General features: G+C 70.7%; 16 protein-coding genes and 1 pseudogene. 10 read left to right on the top strand and 7 right to left on the bottom strand.

Annotation, left to right across the window (positions count from 1 at the left end):
• Window positions 1-990: DUF5685 family protein (locus NS2_RS35870; protein WP_186817583.1), on the top strand; the 990-nt coding region annotated here is incomplete at its 5' end.
• Window positions 991-1,161: 171 nt separating this feature from the next.
• On the opposite strand, the gene NS2_RS07505 is transcribed toward NS2_RS35870, so the two are convergent.
• On the bottom strand, window positions 1,162-2,031 hold the full coding sequence (locus tag NS2_RS07505; RefSeq protein ID WP_033085921.1) for a MaoC family dehydratase: 870 nt from the start codon (window positions 2,029-2,031) through the stop codon (window positions 1,162-1,164).
• Window positions 2,028-3,386 (bottom strand): 3-oxoacyl-ACP reductase, encoded by a 1,359-nt coding sequence (locus NS2_RS07500; protein WP_033085967.1) that lies wholly within the window; start codon window positions 3,384-3,386, stop codon window positions 2,028-2,030. The genes NS2_RS07505 and NS2_RS07500 overlap by 4 nt, the downstream gene beginning before the upstream one ends.
• 200 nt (window positions 3,387-3,586) lie before the next feature.
• On the opposite strand from NS2_RS07500, the gene NS2_RS07495 reads away from it, so the two are divergent.
• The gene (locus NS2_RS07495) at window positions 3,587-4,909 is read left to right on the top strand and encodes an acetyl-CoA C-acetyltransferase (protein WP_147207116.1); all 1,323 of its coding nucleotides are present in this window, start codon (window positions 3,587-3,589) and stop codon (window positions 4,907-4,909) included.
• 83 nt (window positions 4,910-4,992) lie between these two features.
• Here NS2_RS07495 and NS2_RS07490 read toward each other — a convergent pair whose 3' ends face one another.
• Window positions 4,993-6,327 (bottom strand): ADP-ribosylglycohydrolase family protein, encoded by a 1,335-nt coding sequence (locus tag NS2_RS07490; protein WP_197707877.1) that lies wholly within the window; start codon window positions 6,325-6,327, stop codon window positions 4,993-4,995.
• A gap of 29 nt (window positions 6,328-6,356) precedes the next feature.
• Entirely contained in the window at window positions 6,357-6,797 is a 441-nt protein-coding gene (locus NS2_RS36705; RefSeq protein WP_197707878.1) for a hypothetical protein, read from the bottom strand.
• A gap of 385 nt (window positions 6,798-7,182) precedes the next feature.
• Between NS2_RS36705 and NS2_RS07485 the strand changes: the two genes are divergently transcribed.
• The 4 genes and pseudogenes from NS2_RS07485 to NS2_RS07470 all read left to right on the top strand — a co-directional run bounded on the left by NS2_RS07485 (window position 7,183) and on the right by NS2_RS07470 (window position 13,583).
• Window positions 7,183-7,671, top strand: a complete 489-nt coding sequence (locus NS2_RS07485) for a universal stress protein (RefSeq protein WP_033085919.1) — start codon at window positions 7,183-7,185, stop codon at window positions 7,669-7,671.
• Window positions 7,672-7,796: 125 nt separating this feature from the next.
• Window positions 7,797-8,888, top strand: a complete 1,092-nt coding sequence (locus NS2_RS07480; RefSeq protein ID WP_033085918.1) for an isochorismate synthase — start codon at window positions 7,797-7,799, stop codon at window positions 8,886-8,888.
• A 201-nt stretch (window positions 8,889-9,089) separates the two neighbouring features.
• A complete protein-coding gene (locus tag NS2_RS07475; RefSeq protein WP_071812209.1) occupies window positions 9,090-9,260 on the top strand; it encodes a DUF2613 domain-containing protein in 171 nt (56 codons plus the stop codon).
• A 4-nt stretch (window positions 9,261-9,264) separates the two neighbouring features.
• Window positions 9,265-13,583, top strand: a pseudogene (locus NS2_RS07470) (alpha-(1->3)-arabinofuranosyltransferase).
• On the opposite strand, the gene NS2_RS07465 reads toward NS2_RS07470, so the two are convergent.
• Window positions 13,529-14,668 carry an acyltransferase family protein gene (locus tag NS2_RS07465; RefSeq protein ID WP_033085917.1) on the bottom strand — a complete coding sequence of 380 codons (1,140 nt, stop codon included), beginning with the start codon at window positions 14,666-14,668 and terminating at the stop codon, window positions 13,529-13,531. The pseudogene NS2_RS07470 and the gene NS2_RS07465 sit on opposite strands and share 55 nt — an antisense overlap.
• 186 nt (window positions 14,669-14,854) lie before the next feature.
• Here NS2_RS07465 and pgfA point away from each other — a divergent pair, with 186 nt between their 5' ends.
• The 3 genes from pgfA to NS2_RS37235 all read left to right on the top strand — a co-directional run bounded on the left by pgfA (window position 14,855) and on the right by NS2_RS37235 (window position 19,617).
• Window positions 14,855-15,985, top strand: coding sequence for a cell envelope lipid trafficking protein PgfA (gene pgfA / locus NS2_RS07460; RefSeq protein ID WP_033085916.1), 1,131 nt, complete (start codon window positions 14,855-14,857; stop codon window positions 15,983-15,985).
• A gap of 163 nt (window positions 15,986-16,148) precedes the next feature.
• Window positions 16,149-17,546, top strand: coding sequence for a polysaccharide biosynthesis protein (locus tag NS2_RS07455; protein ID WP_228102554.1), 1,398 nt, complete (start codon window positions 16,149-16,151; stop codon window positions 17,544-17,546).
• A gap of 10 nt (window positions 17,547-17,556) precedes the next feature.
• Window positions 17,557-19,617: an MmpA family trehalose lipid delivery protein gene (locus tag NS2_RS37235; protein WP_228102555.1), complete on the top strand. Its 2,061-nt coding sequence runs from the start codon at window positions 17,557-17,559 to the stop codon at window positions 19,615-19,617.
• A 57-nt stretch (window positions 19,618-19,674) separates the two neighbouring features.
• Here NS2_RS37235 and NS2_RS07445 read toward each other — a convergent pair whose 3' ends face one another.
• The gene (locus NS2_RS07445) at window positions 19,675-20,844 is read right to left on the bottom strand and encodes a glycosyltransferase family 4 protein (RefSeq protein ID WP_033085915.1); all 1,170 of its coding nucleotides are present in this window, start codon (window positions 20,842-20,844) and stop codon (window positions 19,675-19,677) included.
• A gap of 267 nt (window positions 20,845-21,111) precedes the next feature.
• On the opposite strand from NS2_RS07445, the gene NS2_RS07440 reads away from it, so the two are divergent.
• Window positions 21,112-21,960, top strand: a complete 849-nt coding sequence (locus NS2_RS07440; protein WP_081985656.1) for a class I SAM-dependent methyltransferase — start codon at window positions 21,112-21,114, stop codon at window positions 21,958-21,960.
• On the opposite strand, the gene NS2_RS07435 is transcribed toward NS2_RS07440, so the two are convergent.
• Window positions 21,889-22,191, bottom strand: a complete 303-nt coding sequence (locus NS2_RS07435) for a hypothetical protein (protein ID WP_082062536.1) — start codon at window positions 22,189-22,191, stop codon at window positions 21,889-21,891. The genes NS2_RS07440 and NS2_RS07435 overlap by 72 nt on opposite strands.
• Window positions 22,192-22,219 lie beyond the last annotated feature (28 nt).

The raw sequence follows: 22,219 nt of genomic DNA, 5'->3' as shown, positions 1-22,219 counted from the left end.
GTGCGGCTGGCGGCAACGGCCTCACTCCTGCTGGGCGCGGCCAAGATTCGCGACCACGTCGACGACGGCGAGACCCATCGTCTGGCCCGCCGACCCCTCACCCGGGTCTCCACCCGCTGGCACACCCGAGCCCGAGCGGCCGCCGCTCCGCTCGGCCTGGACGTCGAACCGCTCATCACCGCGATCGAATCCCAGCTGCGGCTGGAGAATTCCCCCGGGAGCACCCTCGACGAGCTGACCGGACCCACCCAGCTCTGCGCGGCGGAGTTGTTCGCGCACACCGCGATTCTGGCCGACCGCCCCGAGAACGCCGATGCCCTGCGCGAAGCCGGTTGGCATTTCGGCCGCATCGCCCACCTCGCTGACGCCCTCGAGGACCTCGACGCCGACCGTGCCCGGGGCCGTTTCAACCCGCTGGTGGCCACCGGCACCTCGCCGGAACAGGCACATGCGCTGGTGTCCGAATCGAATTCGCTGCTGCGGGCCGCCCTGCACCGCGTCGCGCTGGATCGGGCCGCCACCATCCGCTGGAGCCTGCTCGATCCGCTGCGCGGCGTGGTCCGCGAACTCGGCCGCACCGCGGGCATCGCCCACACGTGCACGACGCGCGCCTGCCGCACCGCTTCGACCCCGGCCGCCACGATCACCGCGCTGACGGAAACCCGTCCGGGCGTGTTCGAGGGTGTCTCCGCACCCCGCGGTCAGCAGCCGTGGCAGCCCGGTGCGCCGTTCACGCCGCAGCCCGGACTGGGAGCGGGCGGGCAGCCGCCGTCTCAGGGACCCGGTCCGCTGGAGGGGCTGGGCATTATCTGCACGCAGTACTGCACCGGATATGCCTGCTGTGCCACGCATACTCGTCCGTGCAGCGGTCAGCGCAAGGACGCGTGGGTCAATCGTTGCGACTGCGACTGCGACTGCTGCGATTGCGGCGATTGTGATTGCGGCGGCTGCGACTGCGGGGGCTGCTGCGATTGCGGCTGCGACTGCTGAAGTCCGGGCAGCTCCTGAAATACAAGAGCCGCACACCGTTTCGGCCGGATGTAGAAACCCCTGCGTGGCGACATCCGTATGCGAAACAATGTGCGGCTCTTCACCCCCGTTCGGGCCGATTCCGCTAGGCGGGGATCCGACCCGAATTCCTGGGTGACACGCTCGTCACGTTCAGCGCAGCGTAGCGGTCAGGTGCGGGTAGCCCTTCTTCGGGTTCTTCAAGGAGATGTCCCAGCCACCGGACACCTGGTCGGCGTACAGATTGACGGTGGACGGCAGGAAGATCGGCTTGCCGAATTTGACCGCGTAGGTGGTCTTTCCGGGGATCCGGCCCTCGAGCGCGCCGAGCACGGCGGCCGCGGACCACATCCCGTGCGCGATCGGCTTGGGGAAGCCGAAGGCCTTGGCGCCCAGCGCCGAGGTGTGGATCGGGTTGTGGTCGCCGGAGGCGGCGGCGTAGCGGTTGATCATCTTCTGATCGACGCGCAGCGCCTTGAGCGGGGGCGGCGGCACCTCGTCCGGCTTGGGCTCGGGCTTGGGCCCGCCCGAGAGCGAGGTGCGCTGCTGGTGCAGGAAGGTGGTGACCTGCCGCCACACCAGTTCCCGGCCCACGCTCACCTCGGTGATGGCGTCCACGAGCAGACCCTTGGGGTGCTCGCGCAGGTTCTCGATGTGGGTCTCGAAGTCCAGCGGCTCGGCCACCGAGATCTCGCGGGTGCGCTCGATGACGTTCTCCGCGTGCACCGCGCCGACGGCCACGAACGGGAAGTCGCGGGCCACGACCAGTTGCATGGCCAGCGGGAAGCTGAGCACGAACGGGTAGGTCAGCGGCAGCGAATCACCGAAGCGCAGGCCGGTGGCCCGGCAGTAGGCGGCGAGGTGGTCCGGGTCGACCTTGAAGCCCTCGAGGCGGACGGTGCGGTCCGGCAGGGTGGGCTTGCGGTTGGACAGACCCGGAACCGGCAGCGCGCCCAGCGCGGCCTTGACGAACAGGCCGCTGTTGCGGGGCACCTCGGTGAGGTTGACGGTCTGGGTCATCATGCTCCGATCATGGCCTGGCCACAGACGCGAACGATGTTGCCGTTCACCGCGTTCGACGCCGGGGAGGCGAAGTAGGCGATGGTCTCGGCGACGTCCACGGTCTGGCCGCCCTGCAACAGCGAGGACAGCAGACGGCCGCCCTCGCGGGTGGCGAGCGGGATGGCGGCGGTCATGGCGGTCTCGATGAAGCCGGGGGCCACCGCGTTGATGGTGATGCCCTGCTCGGCCAGCTTCGGGGCCTCGGCGTTGACCATGCCGATGACGCCGGCCTTGGACGCGCCGTAGTTGGTCTGGCCGCGGTTGCCCGCGATACCGGCGATGGAGGACACGTCGATGACGCGGCCGCCGGTGCGCAGCGCGCCGCGGGCGACCAGGCCCTCGGTAATGCGGTGCGGCGCAGCCAGGTTCACGTTGAGCACCGAGTTCCAGCGGCCCTCGTCCATGTTGGCGAGCAGCTTGTCGCGGGTGATGCCGGCGTTGTGGACGACGATGTCGATGCCACCGAATCGCTGGGTGGCGAATTCGGCCAGCTTCTCGGCGGCGTCGGGGGCGGTGACGTCGAGGGCGAGCGCGGTCGCGCCGACCTTGTTGGCGGTCTCCGAGAGCGCCTCACCGGCGGCCGGGATGTCGGCCACGATCACGGTCGCGCCGTCGCGGGCGAAGACCTCGGCGATGGTCGCGCCGATGCCGCGGGCGGCGCCGGTGACCACGGCGACCTTGCCTTCCAGCGGCTTGTCCCAGGAGGCGGGGGAGACGGCGTCGTCCTTGCCGACCCGGAAGACCTGGCCGTCGACGAAGGCCGACTTGCCCGACAGCACGAAGCGCAGGGTGGACTCCAGACCCGTTGCGGCGGAAGCGGCTTCGGGGTGCAGGTAGACCAGGTTGGAGGTGGCGCCGCGCAGCAGCTCCTTGCCGACCGAGCGGGTGAAGCCCTCGAGCGCCCGCTGGGCGATCTGCCCGTCGACCGAGCCGGCCAGCTCCGGGGTGGTGCCGATGACGAGCACGCGGCCGGAAGCGGCGATGCTGCGCATGGCGGGCTGGAAGAACTGGAACAGCTGCTCGAGCTCTTCGACGGTCTTGATGCCGGTGGCGTCGAACACGAGCGCACCGAACTTCACGCCGGGGGTGACCGAATCCACGAAGGCGTAGTCGCCCAGCAGGTTCCGCACGGCGTCGGCGGCGCGGCCCTTGCCGCCCAGCAGCACCGGGCCGGGCAGCGCGGGCTCACCCTGCTTGTAGCGGCGCAGGGTCTCCGGCTGCGGCAGGCCCAGCTTGGAGGCCAGGAACGCGCCGGGGGCGGAGTGAACGAAAGATCCGTAGAGGTTGGGAGCGCCCTTGCTCTTGCTGGCAGCCACGTTTCCTACCTTCTCCTTGGTCTCGGCCCGCGACGGCGTCTTTTGCACGATGGGGTTTTGCGCACACATGCGGGGTACGGTGTCGACAATGAACTTACTCCAGAGTAAGTTTAAAGTAAACCGACTGACGTGCGCGCCCCGGCTCTGCCGGCCGGGGAAACCGTCCCGGAAAATCCACCGACGAGACACTGGAGACTCGAGTGACCACCAAAGCCCGTTCGGCGAAGGCCGCGGCCAAGACCACCAAGCAGGCGCGCCCGGTTGCCATCCTCGGCGGTAACCGCATTCCGTTCGCTCGCTCCGACGGCCGCTACGCCCACGCCTCCAACCAGGACATGTTCACCGCGGCCCTGAACGGCCTGGTCTCCCGCTTCGGCCTGCAGGGCGAGCGCCTGGGCATGGTCGTCGGCGGCGCGGTGCTCAAGCGCGTCGGCGAGCACGGCATGATCCGCGAGAGCGTGCTCGGCTCCACCCTCTCGCCCTACACCGCGGCCCACGACCTGCAGCTGGCCTGCGGCACCGGCCTGCAGTCCATCGTCACCGTGGCCGACGGAATCGCCCTGGGCCGCATCGAGAACGGCGTCGGCGGCGGCACCGACACCACCTCCGACGCGCCGATCGGCGTGAGCGAGGGCATGCGCGAGTGGATGCTCGACGCCAACCGCGCCAAGAAGAACTCCGACTACGTGAAGCTGGTCGGCCGCCTGCGCCCGTCCATGGTCGGCATCGAGATCCCGCGCAATGCCGAACCGCGCACCGGCCTTTCGATGGGCGAGCACGCCGCCATCACCGCCAAGGAGTTCGGCGTCTCCCGCGAGGAGCAGGACGAGCTGGCCTTCCTGTCGCACAAGAACATGGCCGCCGCCTACGACCGCGGCTTCATGGACGACCTCGTCACCCCGTTCCTGGGCCTGACCCGCGACGACAACCTGCGTCCGGGCTCGACCATCGAGAAGCTGTCCACCCTGAAGCCGGTCTTCGGCACCAAGCTGGGCGACGCCACCATGACCGCGGGCAACTCCACCCCGCTCACCGACGGCGCGTCCGCGGTGCTGCTGGGCTCCGAGGAGTGGGCGGCCGCGCGCAACCTCTCCCCGCTGGCCTACCTGGTCGACTCCGAGGTCGCCGCGGTGGACTACATCCACGGCCCCGACGGCCTGCTGATGGCCCCCACCTACGCGGTGCCGCGCATGCTGGCCCGTAACGGCCTGACGCTGCAGGACTTCGACTACTACGAGATCCACGAGGCCTTCGCCTCCGTGGTGCTCGCCACCCTGCAGGCGTGGGAGTCGGACCAGTACTGCAAGGAGCGCCTGGGCCTGGACGGCGCGCTCGGCCCGATCGACCGTTCCAAGCTGAACGTGAACGGTTCCTCACTGGCCGCGGGCCACCCGTTCGCCGCCACCGGCGGTCGCATCATCGCCGCGACCGCCAAGCAGCTGGCCGAGAAGGGTGGCGGCCGCGCGCTGGTCTCCATCTGCTGCGCGGGCGGCCAGGGCGTCGTCGCCATCGTCGAGCGCTAGCAGGCCGGGGCTACGCCCCTGAAAGGCCGAAGCGGGGCGGTGCCGGTCCGAACGGACCGGCACCGCCCTTGTCGTATCGGGTTCTAACCGAGCAGCTTCCGGGTACGACGGGCGAGGCCGGAAATGCGGCTGCCGCCGTAGCCCGCGACCGCGCTGCGGACGGCGTCGTGGAACGGGGCGGTCCAGTGGGCGGGGATGCCGGATGCGCCGGTGAGGACGCCCGCCACCGAGCCCGCGGTCGCGCCGTTGGAGTCGGTGTCCCAGCCGCCTTGGACGGTGAAGGCGATGGTGTTCGTGAAATCACCTGCGCCCCAGAGCAGTCCGGCGGTGATGAGGCAGGCGTTGCCGATGGCGTGCACCCAGCCGTAGTGGCCGTGGCGCGCGCGGATCGCGGCCACCGCAGTGTCCCAGGAAGCGCCGCCGCGGTGGTCGTCGCGCACCTGCGCGAGTGCCACCGCCAGCCGCGAGCGGGCGGGGATCACCGAGTGGGCGGTGTCCAGGGCGGCGGCGGGATCGGGCGCGGTGAAGGCGGCGGCGACCAGGGCGCTCGCCCACATCGCGGCCCAGAGGCCATTTCCCACATGGGAAATCGAGGCGTCGCGGGCCGCGGCGACGGCCGCGCGGCGGGGGTGGCCGGGGTGGGTGTAGCCGTGGATGTCGGCGCGGATGAGCGCGCCAATCCACTCCCGGTAGGGATTGCGGAAGGAAGCGGTGTCGGGCGGGGCGAAGCCGTCGATGAGATTGCGGTAGGCCACGCGTTCTGCCGTGTAGGTCTGCAGGAACGGCATCCGCTCCAGCCACAGGGCGGCCACGTCGTCGGGGGTGAAGGCCGGGCCGCGCCGTTCCAGCAGGTGCAGACCGAGAATGGTGTAGTCGATATCGTCGTCGCGCGGGCAACCATCGATGCCGCCCAGAGTGGCTGCGCGCCAATCTCTTCGGCTGCTGATCTCCGGCGGGACCGGGTCCGGCGCGGGGACGTAGTCGCGCAGCGGGTAGGCGTCGTGCGACTCCAGGTACGCGCGGATGGACTCCGGCGTCCAGACGAAGCCGTTCTCCAGCGGCTTGCCGAGGGTGCAGCCCGCGCAGCGGCCGAGCCAGCCGCCGTGGATCCGGTCCAGCAGCTCCGCTGCGGGGATCGGCGGGCGCGGATCCGGTTCCAGCTCGGGCAGATTCCCGCTCTCCGGTGCGTCGATCCACTCGGTGTAGGGCCAGTCCGGCCGCCGCCGCGCCCGCGCGACCCGGTCCAGTAATCGCCAGCAGGCGCCCGGGATCGGATGCTCGGTGTGCGTCAGGTCGCGCACTTCCTCCGCGAAATCATCGACCAGGTAACCGGATTCGGCGCGCTGACACCACTCGTAGTACAGCAGGGCGCGCGGATCGGCCTCGTGATGGCCGAAGAAGGCCGCCTCTATGGTCACAGCACCTCTATGGTCACGACACCGACTGGTCACAGCACCGACTGGGTGGCCGAGACCACCTCGGAGAGCAGGGGCAGGGATTCCTCGCGCTGGGGTGCGCGGGCCCACCAGCGACCCTCGTGGGTGTGGCGGCCGAATCCGGTGGGCAGGATGACATTGCTGCGATGCGGGCCGATGTCGATGCTGTTGCGCTCCAGCACTTCCAGGCATTCGTCGGAGGGATAGCCGTCGAAGACCGCGAGGAAGGTGCGCCGCGGCGGCCTGTCCCGCACCAGCACCGGACCAGGCACGCCGCGCCCGATCAATTCGTCGAGTATCAAGGCGCCCAACACTTCCGGCGTGTTCAAGGCGGCGATGGTGTCGACCAGGGGTAGCACGACGAAGCCCGGCGTGGTCACGTGCACGTAGGGGAGACCGAACAGGGAGCGGTATACACGTGCCCACTCCTGCGGGGTCGTCAGCTCGTCCAACCGCACATTCCACCCCTCGTTCGGGCCCAGCTCCAACGACGGCGATGTCGATCGTCGGCGCGAGCCCGGAACACGGGTCGCGAGCCGACAATTTCAGTGAAAACCCGCATCCCCCTTCCCACCACCGATTTGGGTAAATCGTTGGCGAACTGTGGAGAACTTGCGATGTGAAGGGCGTGCTGTGTCCAATTGCCCTCCGCTTCGCTCCGGGAGGGTTCGCGGCCCTGGAGGTCTCGTTCTTCCCTCCCTCCGCTCCTCCGCTTCGCTCCCCCGCTCCACTCAGTCCAGAACGAGACGGGCCGCGAACCTCTGAGTTCAGGTTCGACGGGCGGTTTCCGGGGTAGCCTCTGGATTGGAGACAGGCGTACCTACCAGGAGGTTCGTCATGGCCTGCGATTTGATGCTGATCGCCTACGACGGTTCCGAGAACGCCCGGCGGGCCGTCGAATACGCGGGAAGGTTCCTGGCGGCGAATCGGGCCGTGGTGCTGACCGCGTGGGAGCCGATGGTGCGCCAGGCCGCGCGATTGTCGGGGTTGTCCGGGGTGATGCAGCCCGAATGGATGACCGACGACGAAATAGCGGACGTCGCCCTGGTGGACGCCCGGAATATCAATACCGAGGGTGTGCGGCTGGCCAAACTGGCCGGTCTCAATGCCGAGGCGCGCACCGTGGAGTGCACCACCACCATCTGGAACGCCATTGTCGAGGTGGCCGACGAGCTGGATGTGGACATCATCGTGGCGGGCACCCGCGGGGCCACCGGCATCCGCGCGCTCATGCATTCCAGCGTCGCGGACGCGGTGCTCAAGCATTGCCACCGGCCGGTCCTCATGGTGCCGCCGGGGCGCGCGCCCACCGCGACCCACGACTGACGGCGCTGGTTGCGGGAAAGATGCTGTGCCGCAGTGCGATACCCGACAAGACCCGCGCGACCGGGTGAGAGATGCGTCGCTCCCCGGGGCCGCCCGCCAGGGCGCGGGTCTATGGTCGAAGCATCATGGACGGATTTCTGCTCGCGACGCCGGACGGCGTCGTCCGCACCTCGGGCACCCGGACCGCCTTCGATTCGGCGGCGGCCGCCGGGGCCGCGCTGCGGTCCGGCACGGCCGAGCTGATCGTCGGCGCGCTGGCCTTCGATCCGCGCCGTCCGGCCGCCCTGGTCGCGCCCGAGCAGGCCGCGCACACCGCCGGGCCGTGGCGGCCCGCCGCGCTGCCCGACCTGCCGGAAGTCCGGGTAGTCTCCGAAATACCCAGTGCCGCAGAGCATGTCGCGCGAGTCACGAAACTCGTCGAACAGCTGGGCGATCCGGCGCAGCCATTGCGCAAGGTGGTCGCGGCACGCTCGCTGCTGGCCACCGCCGACGCGCCGCTGGAGCCCGAGGTGATCGCCGCGCACCTGGTGACCCGGCATCCGCGCGCCGCCGTCTACGCCGTGGACCTGTCCCCCGCCGGTCGGCCGGGCGACACCCTGCTCGGCGCGACGCCCGAGGTCCTGGTGGCCCGCCACGGCCGCACCGTCACCCTGCGCCCGCTGGCCGGCACCGAGCCCCGGCTCGCCGATCCGGACGCCGACGCGGCCCGTGCCCGAGATTTGCTGGCCAGCACCAAGAATCGCGAAGAGCACGCCTACGTCATCGACTGGATCCGCGAGCTGCTGACTCCGCTCTGCACCGAACTGTCGATCCCCGACGGCCCCGAGTTGCTGTCCACCCCCGAGGTCTGGCACCTGGCCACCCCCATCCGCGGCGAACTCCGCGACCCCGCCGTCACCGCCCTCGATCTGGCCGTCCTGCTCCACCCCACCCCCGCCGTCTGCGGCACCCCGACCGATCTGGCCCTCGAAGCCATCACCGACCTGGAAGGCGACCGCGGCTTCTACGGCGGCGCGGTCGGCTGGTGCGACGCCACCGGCGACGGCAACTGGTACGTGGCCATCCGCTGCGCCGAACTCGCCGCCGACGCCCGCACCCTCCGCGCCTTCGGCGGCGGCGGCATCGTCGCGGCCTCCGACCCCGAAACCGAACTCCACGAAACCACCGCCAAACTCCGCACCTTCCTCGGCGGCCTGCACTGCGCGATTCCGGAATAACGCAGCGTTTTCCGTATGCCAAGGCGACAACTGATTTCGTGACGTTCGGGGTAACTCGCCGGGGACGCCCAAAAATAGTTTCGGTTCCCGACGCATGAACGGGTACGAGATGGGCGACGGCAGCCAGCCGTCCGCTAGAGTGCCGGGGAGGCGGGGCCGTTGGCTCCCGTTACGCATGCGTCCGATGTTGGGAGTACCGCGATGAAGTTTGCCGTTCCTGGTGCAGCGAGTGCTGTCGGTGGGGCCCTGGTCGGGCTGGCGGCGGTCCTGGTCATCACGATGGCGGCCTCGCAGGACAAGCGGCCCGATATCGACCGCAGTGGCGACGCCTCCTCGTCGCTATTGAACAACGTTGAGTACGGCTCGCGCTGATCGGCTGACCTCCGAACCAGGCCAACCCGAAGACTCACAGTCTCCCGCAACCGGTCCGGGCGAGGACCGGTCGCCGAACACCGCACCGCTGGGCCGCCGCTGGCTGCTCGGCAGTGTGCTCGCCGCATTCCTGCTGACCTTTCTGCAGGCGCCCGGGCAGACCGTCGCGGATACGAAATACGATCTGGCGCAGAATCCGCTCGGGTTTCTTTCGCGCGCTTCGCATCTGTGGAGCAGTCAGGCCCCGATGGGGCAGGTCCAGAACCAGGCCTACGGGTACTTCTTCCCGCACGGCGCGTTCTTCTCGCTCGGGCACATCCTCGGCCTGCCGGGCTGGGTGACCCAGCGCATCTGGTGGGCGCTGCTGTTACTGGCCGGATTCTGGGGCATCGTCCGGCTCTGCGAGACCCTGGGCATCGGCAGCCGCGGGTCGCGGGTGATCGCGGCGGTCGCGTTCGCGTTGTCGCCGCGGGTGCTCACCACGCTCGGGTCGATCTCGTCCGAGACGCTGCCGATGATGCTCGCGCCCTGGGTGTTGCTCGCACCCGCCGCGCTCGGGGTGGCCATGAAGAGCGGCCCGGACCGGCCCGCGCGCCGCGGTATGGCGACGCCCGCGGGCAGTGCGCTCGCGCTGGCGCTCATGGGTTCGGTGAACGCGGTGGCCACGGCCGCCGCCTTCCTGCCCGCGGCGCTGTGGTGGATCTCGTACAAACCGAATCGCACCTGGTGGCGATTCACCCGGGCCTGGATTCCGCTGCTGGCGCTGGGCACCTTCTGGTGGGTGGTGCCACTGCTGTTGCTGGGCAAGGTGAGTCCGCCGTTCCTGGACTACATCGAGTCGGCCGGGGTGACGACGCAGTGGGCCTCGCTCGGCGAGGTGCTGCGCGGCACCGACAGCTGGACGCCGTTCGTGTCCCCCGAGCGCATCGCGGGCGCGGTACTGGTGACCCAGCCCGCCGCGGTGCTGGCCACCGGGCTGCTGGCGGCGGCCGGAATGGCCGGGCTGGCCCTGCGGTCCATGCCGAATCGCGGCCGCCTCGCTCTCATCCTGATCGTCGGATTGGTCGGCATCTGCGCGGGTTACGCGGGTGAGCTGGGCGGTCCGTTCGCCGAGCAGGTGCGGGTGTTCCTGGACTCCGGCGGCGCGCCGCTGCGCAATGTGCACAAGCTGGAGCCGCTCATCCGGTTGCCGCTGGTGCTGGGCCTGGCGCAGCTGCTGAGCCGGGTGCCGCTGCCCGCCTCGGTGCCGATGCCGGTGTGGCGCAATGCCTTCGCGCATCCGGAACGGGATCGGATGGTGGCGGTGGGCGCGCTCATCCTGACCGCGCTGACCCTGTCCACCTCGCTGGCCTGGACCGGGAAGCTGGCACCGCGCGGCAGCTACGACCACGTGCCGGGATACTGGCAGCAGACCGCGGATTGGCTGGCGCACAACGCCTCCGACACCCGCGCCCTGATCGTGCCGGGCGCACCGTTCGGCAGTCAGGTGTGGGGTCTGACCCGAGACGAGCCCTTGCAAGCCCTGGCGAGCACACCGTGGGCGGTGCGAGACGCGGTGCCGCTCAACCCGCCCGGCGCGATCCGCGCCATGGACTCGGTGCAGCGGCTCATTGCCGATGGGCGGCCGTCGGCGGGCCTGGCGGCCACGCTGGCCGGGCAGGGCATCGGAATCCTGGTGTTGCGCAACGATCTGGACCCGGAGACCTCCCGCTCCACGCGGCCGATGCTGGCGCATCGCGCGATCGAGGGGTCGCCGGGATTGAAGAAGGTCACCGAGTTCGGGGATCCGGTGGAGACGGGCCGAGTGGAAGGCCTGGTGGCGGACGGGGATCTGCGACCGGACTACCCGGCGATCGAGATCTATCGCGTCGAGGCGACCACCCCGGGTAAGCCCACCGACGTGCGCAGCGGCGTCGGTGCGCCGAGTTCGTTCCCGGGCGCGTTCACCGTGCCATTGGACAGCCTCCCGGTCGTGCAGGGCGGGCCGGAGGTCGTGGAACGGTTGCGGCGCAATCCCGCGACCCCGACCGGGCCGACCCTGCTGGCCTCGGACGCCGCGACGGCCGGAGTGCCGATGGACGGCGTCACCGTCACCGACACCCCCATGGACCGGGAATCCGACTTCGGGCGCGTCGACAACCACAACTCGGCCCTGCGCGCGCCCGGTGACGCCCGGCGCACCCACAATCTGGTCCCCGACTATCCGGTGTACGGCGCGCAATTGGTGGAGGGCGAATGGTCCGGGGCGACCATCACCGCCTCCAGTGCCGCCGGTGACGCCACCCAGCTCGGCGGGGCCGCGCCCGGCAGCTCGACCGCGGCCGTGGTGGACGGCGACCCGGCCACCGCCTGGATCTCCAATGGCGCCGAACACGCCGTCGGCCAATGGCTTCGGCTGGATCTCGACAAGCCGGTCAGCACCGCGGTGCTGCGCCTGACCACCAGCCCGGCCGCCATCGGCAGCCCGGTGAAGTGGGTGGAGGTCGAGACCGCCAAGGGCACCATGGCCGCCCGCATCACCGAACCCGGGGTGCCGGTGTCGATCTCGCTGCCGCCGGGCCGCACCGACTGGATCAAGATCACCGCGATCAATACCGAGAACGGCAGCGCAGGTGGGCAATTCGGGATCAGCGAACTGAGCCTGGACGACTACGCCGACCGCGAGAACCCGGTGACCGTGGACATCCGCCACCGCACCGTGCTGCCGCCCACCCCGGCGGGCGTCCCGGTGCGCGGCTGGGACCTGGGCCAGGAATTCCCGGGCCGCAGCGCCTGTTTCGACTCCCCCGACCGCGTGCGCTGCAGCAAGGGCCTGGCCTTGGCCGCCGAGGAACCGGGCCTGTTCGAACGCACCCTCCAGGTCCGGCAGACCCTCACCGTGACACCGGACCTGATCGTGCACACCCGGCCGGGCCCGGCCTTACAGGCCCTGCTCACCGACCCGGACCGCCCCATCGCCCGCGGGCAGGCCGATGTCGCCGACCCGCGCGGCTCCGCCCTGGCCGCCACCGACGGCGACCCGCGCACCAGCTGGACCGCCCCGGAGACCAGCGTGCGCAATCCGGCGGGCGCGAAACCCACACTCACCATCGAACTGCCCGCGCCGACCCTGGTGACCGGGCTGGAGGTGACGCCCGCGCGGGGCGATCTGCCCGCCCACCCCACCTCGATATCGGTGAACCTCGGTGACGGTCCGCAGGTACGCGAGGTGAATCCGGACTCCGGTGCGATCAGCCGCGTGGACCTGCATCCCTATGTCACCGACCGCATCGAGGTCAGCATTCAGACCTGGGATCCCGTACTCGACCGCACCGCACTGGGTTTCGCACAGGAACAGCCGCCCGGGCTGGCCGAGGTGAACGTGCTCGGCCCCGACTACCCGGCTCCCGCCGACCCGAACCGGCTCATCACCATCGACTGCGCGCACGGGCCCACCATCGCCGCCGCGGGCCGCACCCTGCACACCACGGTCACCGGCACGGCCGCCGAATTGCTCTCCGGCACACCGCTGTCCGCGCAGGTGTGCGAGGCCGATGCCGGTGCCTCGGCGGACACGGGTGTCGAATTGCCCGCCGGGCGAGTGGATGTCGCGGTCGCACCGACGGAGCTGTTCACCGTCGACGAGCTGCGCCTCGACCGCACCCCGGCGCTGCCGCCGGTGGCCGACCCGAACGGCACGACCGGCACGCAGGTGCTGGTGCTGCCGCTGAGCACCAATGTCGGCTGGCAGGCGAAGACCGCCGACGGCACCGAGCTGAAGCCGCTGGTGATCAATGGCTGGCAGCAGGCGTGGCTGGTGCCGCCGGGAACGAAGGGACCGATCACCGTCGCGTTCCCCACCGACCGGTGGTATCGCCTGGCCATCTTCGGCGGCCTGCTGCTGCTGATTCCACTTGCGGTGCTGGCCTTCCGGGGCGCGCGGTCACCCGTTCGCGATGATGGTCCGGCGCCGCGCGCGTGGCGTAGTCGCACGGTCGCCGGGCTGGGGTTGACGGCCGGGGCCGGGCTCATTGCCGGACCGATCGCGCTGGCGATCACCGGAATCATGCTGCTGGTGGACCATATTCGGTCGCGCCGGTGGTCGCGGGTGCTGGTCGCGCTCGCGGGCGGCGGCACCGCGATCTGCGCGGCGGCGCTGTCGACCGGTCCGTGGCGTTCCCTCGAGGGCTATGTCGGCGGATCGCTGTGGGTGCAGCTCCCGGCCCTGGTCGCGGTGATCGCGGTCGGTGTCGCGGCGCTGCCGCAACGCCGCTGAATCACCGTCTCGCTCAGCCGAAGCGGCGACGCGTCCATTTCCGGACCGGTTCCTCGACGAGCGCGTAGCTGGCGGCCGCCAACGGCAGCGTGAACGCGACCGTCAGCAGGTAGACGATGACGAAATGCCCGCGGAACGGCACGATGCCGAACACCGGGAAGATGATCGACAGCACCGCCAGATGCCAGATGAAGATGCCGTAGGACCACCGCCCGAGCGTCGCCGCCACCGGCCCGGCGAGCAGCCGGTGCCGTCGTTCCGGCCGCAGTACCAGCGGCGCGAGCAGCCCGAATCCGATGATCGCGCCCAATGCCATCTTCGTGACGTACTGCCACGGCCGACCGTGCGTCAGGCCCGGCGGCCCGGCCAGATCGGTGGCGGCGAGCAGCATGGCCGTCAGCGCCGAAGGCCACATCAGCCAGGCGTTTCCGGCGTATCGCCGCCAGCGCGGGGCGGGCAGGTCGGCGAGTTCGGCCAGCAGCATGCCCACCGTGAACCACGGCAGATACCCGGGCAGCCAGTTGTCGGCGTGGATGCCCTCCGGCGTGGGCACGGGCAGAAGGTTCCAGCTCAGGCACAGCAGCCCGAGGCCCAGCACCACCGCAACCCGCCACCGCGCCCGCCGCCCGCGCAACCACATCAGACCGAATGCCAAGAGTGGAAGGACAAGGTAGAAGGCCACTTCCACCGAGAGGCTCCACATCTGGGTGAGCCCGTCGGTCAGGGTGAACGGCACGAAAACCTGCAGCAGAGCCAGATTCGAGAGCCAGACCCGCGGCCCGGCGGTGTGCGCGGCATTCGGCAGCAGGATCAGCACCGCGGCGACGACCACCCAGTAGGCGGGCAGGATGCGGGCCGCGCGATGCAGCAGATACCGTCCGGCACTCGGCGCGGTCCCGCGCCCGTGAGCCGCCGCGGCATGCGGCCGCCACAGCAGGAACCCCGACAGCGCGAAGAAAACCGCCACCGCCATATCGAATCGCTCCCACACCCGGCCCAGTACCGGTTGACCGGTTGCGCCAGTTTGGAAGGCCACGTGGGTGAGCACCACCCCCAGTGCGGCCAGGGCACGCATGCCCTCGAGCGCCGGGACGAATCGACCCAGACGGACCGGGGTCGAGGTCACCTCGGGATTCAGGGTCACGGTCGTCATCGGGAACCAGTGTGCCCTGTCGGCTTTTGTGTGAGTACCCGCCATTTGACTTGGGGCGGTTTCGGGGTGTTTTCCTGCCTCGGCCGCACTCTGCGACCGCTCGGACTGTTAGTGTCTGGGCTCACGAGTGCTGCGCGGCGACCGCAGGACCGAAGAAACACGTGTTCGACGACGAGGAGAACCTGCATGGCACTCAGTGCCGGTACCCGAAGGACGGTGGCCTGCGTACTCGTGGGAATCGGTGCGATGCTGCTCGTCGCCGCGATCATGATCCCCACCTATACGGTGAGCCGCCTCGCGAAGACCCCGCTGGACCTGGAGATCACGACCGTCGCGACCAACCCGCAGACCGGGGTGCCGAGTGAAGTCCTCGACGCCAAGTCGCTGACCTCGCCCACCGGTTCGGCGAAGGTGGACCAGAACGTTCCGCTCGTCTCGCAGCGCTTCCTCACCGTCGAAAACCCCGCCAATGCTTCGGAGATGACGGTTCAGGCCGGTCAGACCCTGCGGCGCACCGACAAGCAGGGCGACACCGGCCTGCTCACCGCGACCATCGACCGGGTCACCATCGACCGCAAGACCGGTGAGCCGGTGGACTCGGTGGACGGCGGCCCCAATGGCGCCATCGCCGTGACGGTCGACAAGAAGGGCGACGCCGTCATGGACCCGGTGCAGCACACCGGTCTCCAGTACCGCTTCCCCATCGGGACGGACAAGAAGACCTACCCGTACTTCGATCTGAACGCGCGCAAGACCTTCGACATCAACTACGTCGACGAGACCGAGATCAACAACCTGAAGGTCTACCACTTCTCGATGTCGGTCCCGGTCACCGATCTCTCCACCGTCGCCAACTCGCCGACCAACAAGCTCAGCCTGCCCGCCGCCAAGTGGGGCCTGGAGGGCGACGGCGATGTCACCATGACGCGCTTCTACACCAATGTCCGCGACCTGTGGGTCGAGCCGGACACCGGCACGGTCATCAAGGGCCAGGAGCAGATTCACCTGTACTACGCCCGCAGCGGTGACAAGCCCGAGGTGACCGCCCTGAAGTCGACCCTGGTCTTCGACGAGAACACCATCGAGTCGCAGATCAAGGTCGCCAAGGACAATATCGACAAGCTGGCCCTGTACGGCCGCATCCTCCCGATCATCCTGGGTGTCCTCGGCCTGGTCGCGCTGATCGCGGGCCTGCTGCTCGGCTTCCTGGGCAAGGACGGCAACGGCCCCACCGTGGTCCGCCGCGCCGCCCCCGCCCCGGCCGGCGGCGGCAGCTTCGACCCGCCGACCCAGCAGATCGACATGAACAAGCCCTAGCGGCTCCCGTTCCCCACGCGGCCCAGCATCTCCCGGAGATGCTGGGCCGCAGTCGTTTTCGCGGCGGTTGCCACGGAGCCTCACAACGCGGGCCGAGCCGTGCGGCGGACGGGGGCGAGGGGTGGGCGGGGGTGCGGGGCCGATGGATGGCAGCATTGCGGGGGTGTCTGCTGTACGCCGTCTGCCCGTGGTCAAGGACCTGACCTTGGTGACGGCGGGGGCGATGACGGCGAATGTGGCGGGGTACCTGCTGCAGCTGCTGGCCAGTCGGTGGCTGGGGGTGGGCGGGTACAGCTCGTTCGCGAGTCTGCTGGCCGTGCAGATGTTGTGCGCGGTGCCCGCGCTGGCGCTGCAGAACGTGGTGGCGCGCGAAGTCGTGCGGGGTGCGCCGGTCGCGGCGGCGCGCGGATTGACGCTGCGCTGCGCGGGCCTGGTGACAGCGGCCGCGCTGGTGCTGGTACCCGTGGTCGCCGCCGTGCTGAAGGTGGGCTTCGCGGCCGCGGCGGGAGCGCTGTGCTCCGCGCCGATGCTGGTGCTGCTGGCGGGCGAGCAGGGAATTCTCCAGGGCCGCAGCCGATTCCGAGAACTGGCGACGGTGCTCGGCGGGGCCGCGATCATCCGGATAACGCCCGCGGTGATCCTGCTGGCCTGCGGCGCCGGGGCCGCGCCCGCGCTGTGGGCGGGCGCGGCCGGTGCGGCGCTGGCCGCCGCCGCTGCCCGCCGCATCGCGGCCACCGCGCCCTCGACTCACCCGTCGTACACGACCGCCGCTGCGGCCGAACAGGTTTCGACCGAAGCCGGACTGCCCGGCCCGGCGGCCGGACCCATCGGGGCGGGCGGCCCGAGTCCCGCGGTCGCCGAACAGCTCTCGACCGGCCCACGTGCCCGGATGACCGTCGACCGGACCCGGACGGAGCGCGCCGACGGCTGGGGCCTCGGGGTGGGCGCGGTGTTCCGGGCGGTGCAGGTGCAGGCGGCGTTGACAGCGCTGTCGGCGGCGGATCTGCTGGTGTCGCGAATCGTGCTGGACGAGAACGACGCCGGGCGGTACGCGCTGGGGGCGATCGCCGCCAAGATCGCGTTCTGGCTGCCGCAGGCGGTGGGGGTGGTGCTGTACCCGCGCATGGCGCAGCCGCAGCATTCCGCGCGCGCCATGCGCTCGGCCCTGGCCGTGCTGGTCGGGATCGGCGCGGTCACGGTGCTCGGGGCGGCGGTGGCGGCGCCGCTGGCGCCGCTGTTCGCCGGAAAGGATTACGCGCCGATCGAAGGGCTGCTATGGCTGTTCGCGCTGGAGGGCGCGCTGCTGGCCGTGCTGCAGGCGGTGCTGCTGTCGGCGATCGCGGCGGATCGAACGGCACCCGCGGCGATCACCTGGCTCGGCCTGGGCGTGGGGGTGGCGGTCATGCTGACCCGCGCGCACTCGGTGCTGTCGCTCATCGTCATCGCCACCGCGACCGCGGCGGTGACCACGCTGGTCATCACGGGCCTGGCCCTGCGCGCGGCACGCGACGGCGCGGAGAACCGTTCGCCGGTCCCCGATCTCGGGGCGAACGGAACGTAGGGTGCCGGGTGTGAAGGCGAAGGGCCGGGAGTGGCGCGGGCTGATACCGGCCGGGTACAGCCTGCTGCTGGCGGCGATCGTGCTGGGTCCCTTGCTCGGCCCGGGCTACCTGCTGCTGCGTGACGCGGTCAGCACACCGCGCTCCTATCTCACCGACTCCGCCCTCGGCCTCGGCGACGCCGCGCCCCGCGCGGTGCCGCAGGACGCGCTGATCGCCACGTTGTCACCGGTCGTAGACGGCGGAATCATCGTCAAAGCGATTGTGCTGGCGGCCCTTTGGCTGGGGGGCTGGGGTGCGGCGGCGCTGGCGCGGGACCTGCTGCGGGCGTCCCTCGCCCCGCAACTCGTCGCCGCCACCGTGACCGTCTGGAACCCGTACGTGGCCGAGCGCCTGCTCCAGGGCCATTGGAGCCTGCTCACCGGCTACGCCGCCCTCCCCTGGATCGCCCTGCTGTGCGCCCGATTACGCGAGGCGCCCCCGTCCGGCACCCTCGGTACCTGGGCCGCGCTCACCGGCTGCCTGGCCGTCGCGGGCCTCACCCCGACGGGCTCGCTGCTGGCGGGCCTTGTCGCGATCATCCTGGTCGGCAAGCGCAATCTCCCTGCGACAGTGGCCCTCTGGATCCTCTCGGCGGCCCCCTGGCTGACCGCCACCGCCCTGTCCAGCTCGGGCGCCGCCCCCTCCGACCCGGCCGGTGTCGCCGCCTTCGCGGCCCGCGCCGAACCCTGGCTCGGGACCCTGGGAAGCCTGGCCGGTCTCGGCGGCATCTGGAACAGCACCGCGGTACCCGACTCGCGCACGACCTTCTTCGCACTGGTCGGAACGATATTGCTGCTGGCCGTGGTCGCGACCGGCCTGCGCGCGGTACTTGGCCCCGGCGCCTCGGGTGCGCCCGGGAACAACCTCTCCGGCTCCGATCGCAGCGAACCCGCCGCGGGCGCGGACCGCGACGAATCGAGCTCGGATGGCGGCCGAATCGGTCGGGCCACCGGGAGTCGGACCGCGCGGACGGTGCGGCGGCGACTGGTCTGGCTGGCGGTCGCGGCCGTGGTGTTGCCCGCGCTCGGGGCGACCGGGTGGGGACTGGCGGCGGGCGAGTTCCTCGTGACCCGGGTGCCGGGGGCCGGGCTGCTGCGCGATACACAGAAGTATGCGGCGCTCGCGGTGCCCGCGTACGCGCTGTGCGCGGCGGCCGGATGCCGGACGGTCGCGCGCTGGGTCTCGGCGATGGCGGGAAACAACCGCGTGACGGCCGATGCGCGGGCCACCGCGACAATGGCCGCCGCGACCACCACGGACACGGATACCGCGACTGCCATCGCCGCCGGGGCCACGACCATCGGGACCCCGGCGGCCGGATCGGGGCGGACCCGGATGGCCGGTGCCGCAGCTCTTCTCATCGGGCTCATCCTGCTCGCGCTGCCCGATCTCGCCTGGGGTGTGGGTGGGGCGCTGCGGCCGGTGCACTATCCGGCGGGGTGGGAGCGGGTGGCCGCCCTGGTCGATGGGACCGGGGATGTCGCGGTGTTGCCGGGTGGGATGTTCCGGAAGTTCGGGTATTCGGGGGACGCGCCGGTGCTGGATCCGGCGCCGCGGATGCTGCGGCGGGATGTGTTGCAGACGGGGGAGCTTCCGGTCCGGGGTGGGGTGGTCGCCGGGGAGGGGCAGCGGGCTCGACGGGTGGAGAAGGCGCTGTCGCGGGGGACGACCGCCGAGAAGCTGGCCGATCTCGGGGTGGGATGGGTGCTGGTCGAGGGCCGGACTCCGGGGCCGCTCGGGGAGTCGAAAGCTACACTGGCGCAGCTGGATCCGGTTTACAGTGACTCGGATCTGCAGCTCTATCGGGTGCCGGGGGATATCGCCACCAATGACGCCTCGCCCGAGAGCCGTCAGGTGTCCGGGGCCGCGCACCTGCTGTGGGCGGTCCTGCTGGTCGGCGGATTGCTCACCGCGGCAACGATTTCGGGGCGGCGCTCAATCCTTGGGGAAGCCGAGCGCGAATCCGACCCCGATCACGACGATGCTGACGAGCGCGATGACGACGATGATCCACATTCATCAAGACTATGAACCGCGGTAGGCTCGCGCGCTCGCTTTGCGGCGGATCACGCTCTCTTCGTGGCGGATTCAGACCCGCGCGGGCGCGATCAGGCCGCTGACCCGTTCCCCGCGGGTCACCGCGGACAGCACCTCGTAGACGCCGTTTCCGGTTTGCTCCCAGGAGAATTCGCGCGCCCGGGCCCGCGCCTTCTCACCGAGCACCGTGCGCGCCTCGTGATTGCCGAGCAGCTCGCCGACCACCTCGGTCAGCTGGGCGGCATCGTCGACCAGCTGCCCGGTCACCCCGTCCACGATGGAGTCGGTGAGCCCGCGCGAGCTGCGGTACCCGACCGTCGGCACCCCGTGCTGGGCCGCCTCGATGACCGCGAGCCCCCAGCCCTCCTTGCGCGAGGGCAGCACGTGCACCCAGGCGCGCGCCAGCAGCCGATGCTTCTCGTCCTCGTCGACATGGCCGTGGAAGGTGACGGCGTCGGCGATGCCGAGCTCGGCGGCGTGGGCCCGCAGATTGCCGTCCCACCAGCCGCCGCCGATCACATCCAGGCGCAGTCCCGGAATCCGCCCGCGCAGCCCGGCCACCACGGCCATGGCGTCCTCGATCTGCTTGTGCGGCACCAGCCGCGACAGCACCACGATGCTCGGGTGCGCGGTCCGGGTGCCGTCGTCACCGGCGGGCACCCGCGCCGGGATCGGCTCGGCGCCATTGCGCACCACCGCGATTCGCGTCCCGGCCACGCCGAGCGCGGTCAGCTCCTCGGCCGAGGGCAGCGAGACGGTCAGATACTGATCGCGCCGGTGCACCCGCGGCGAGAGCCGCGATTCGATCCACCACCCGATCCGGCCGACCATCCGCCCCGCCACCGGCCACTGCTCCCGATGCCCGTGATGCACCAGCACGACGGTCGGCGCGTTCGTCGCGGCGCGCGCGAAGAAGGGAATGCCGTTCTGGGTGTCGATCACCGCGTCCGGCCGCACCCCCTTGAGCGGACCGATCCCCCACCGCCCGAGCGCGATGGCCGCCAGCGCCCGCGGATACACCGTGAACCGCCCGCCCCCGCGACTGATCTCGATGCCGTTCACCGACTCCCGCCGGGCCGCCCCCGGATACCCCGCGGTCCGCAGCGTCACCTTCACACCCCGGGCCGCCAGCTGCGCCCCGACCTGCTCCAGATACCGCTCGCTCCCGCCGCCCTGCGGATGCCCGGTGTCGCGCCAGCACAGCAGCAGCACTTCACGCACGGGGAAATCTCCAGGGGTCACGGTCGGGTGGACAGACAATGGGCTCCACCATATAGGCTCCCCCGCCTCCCCGGGACTTCAGCGGGCGGCTCGGGAGCCGCTCACCGGCATGCATCCGTGCCGGCGGTCGATTGCCAACCCGATTTCGGGGGTTCCCGGTGAGTTACCCCGCCTCACGAAACCAGTCGTCCCGTTTCGAAGGCACGCGGCGTACGCCGACTCGACTGTGCGAGACTGGCCGCCGTGCTTCGAGCTGAGCGAACCCGTATGCGCCGTGGCGGGCGGCGCCCGCGATTCGCCCGCCGGGCGACGCTGCGCCGATCGCTACGGCTGCTGGGTAGTTTCCGGTTCGAGCAGACCGATCCCGCTGTTTTCTACGGCGGGGTGGCCACCGATACCGCGGAGCTGGTGGGCGACTTCTATCGGGATCTGACCGGAACATCGCTGCGCGGGACGATCGTGCTGGATGTGGGTGGGGGCCCGGGGTATTTCGCGGACGAGTTCGGGCGGGCCGGGGCGCGGTATCTGCCGGTCGAGCCGGATCCGTCGGAGATGCACGCGGCCGGATTGCGGGTGACGGGCGCGGTGCGCGGGTCGGGGATGGCGCTGCCGTTCCGGGACGACGCGGTGGAGATCTGTATCTCCTCGAATGTGGCCGAGCACGTGCCGCAGCCGTGGGTGATGGCCGAGGAGATGCTGCGGGTCACCAAACCCGGTGGGCTGATGGTCTTTTCGTACACCGTGTGGCTGGGGCCGTTCGGCGGTCACGAGACCGGGCCCTGGCACTACCTGGGCGGGGAGTACGCGGCGCGGCGGTATCGGCGCAAGCACGGGCGCGAGCCCAAGAACCGTTTCGGCCGTTCGCTTTTCGCGGTGCGGGCGGCGGCGGGCATCCGCTGGGCCCGCGAAACCCCGGACGATGTCGAGGTGCTCGCGGTGTTCCCGCGCTATCACCCACGCTGGGCCTGGTGGCTGGTGCGGGTGCCGGGGCTGCGCGAGCTGCTGGTCAGCAATCTGGTGGTGGTGGCCACCAAGCGGGCCCGCTCAGCGGGTGGCGAAGCGACGCCGGAAGACGCGGCTCAGGGCGGTGCAGGGCTCGGGTTCGCCCCACGGTGACTCCTGGATAGCCAGTCCGACGGTCTCCATCGCGGTCAGCCCGACCTGACCGGCCAGGGCATTCACCGCGGCAACCGCCTCGGCGGCCTGTAGCGCGGCGGTGGCCTGTTCGAGGGTGAGGGTCCGGCCCGGCAGGAACGACACCACCCAGCCGCCTGCGCCGACGCTTTTCGCCTGATGCGGAGTGAGATCACTCGTCATCCGCGACCTATCGACCACTTGCACCGCCATGACTCGGACTCCCCTGTGCGGTAACGGT

The organism is Nocardia seriolae NBRC 15557, from assembly GCF_007990715.1.
Lineage (GTDB): Bacteria > Actinomycetota > Actinomycetes > Mycobacteriales > Mycobacteriaceae > Nocardia > Nocardia seriolae.
Note: the sequence above shows the minus strand (reverse complement) of the source record. Positions and strands in the feature narration are given on the sequence as shown.

Bases quoted from the DNA above. Each gene is read 5' to 3' on its own strand.
- NS2_RS07505 (WP_033085921.1), bottom strand. From the start codon at position 2,031: ATGATGACCCAGACCGTCAACCTCACCGAGGTGCCCCGCAACAGCGGC.
- NS2_RS07485 (WP_033085919.1), top strand. From the start codon at position 7,183: ATGGCCTGCGATTTGATGCTGATCGCCTACGACGGTTCCGAGAACGCC.
- NS2_RS07480 (WP_033085918.1), top strand. From the start codon at position 7,797: ATGGACGGATTTCTGCTCGCGACGCCGGACGGCGTCGTCCGCACCTCG.
- NS2_RS07475 (WP_071812209.1), top strand. From the start codon at position 9,090: ATGAAGTTTGCCGTTCCTGGTGCAGCGAGTGCTGTCGGTGGGGCCCTG.
- NS2_RS07465 (WP_033085917.1), bottom strand. From the start codon at position 14,668: ATGACGACCGTGACCCTGAATCCCGAGGTGACCTCGACCCCGGTCCGT.
- pgfA (WP_033085916.1), top strand. From the start codon at position 14,855: ATGGCACTCAGTGCCGGTACCCGAAGGACGGTGGCCTGCGTACTCGTG.
- NS2_RS07440 (WP_081985656.1), top strand. From the start codon at position 21,112: ATGCGCCGTGGCGGGCGGCGCCCGCGATTCGCCCGCCGGGCGACGCTG.
- NS2_RS07435 (WP_082062536.1), bottom strand. From the start codon at position 22,191: ATGGCGGTGCAAGTGGTCGATAGGTCGCGGATGACGAGTGATCTCACT.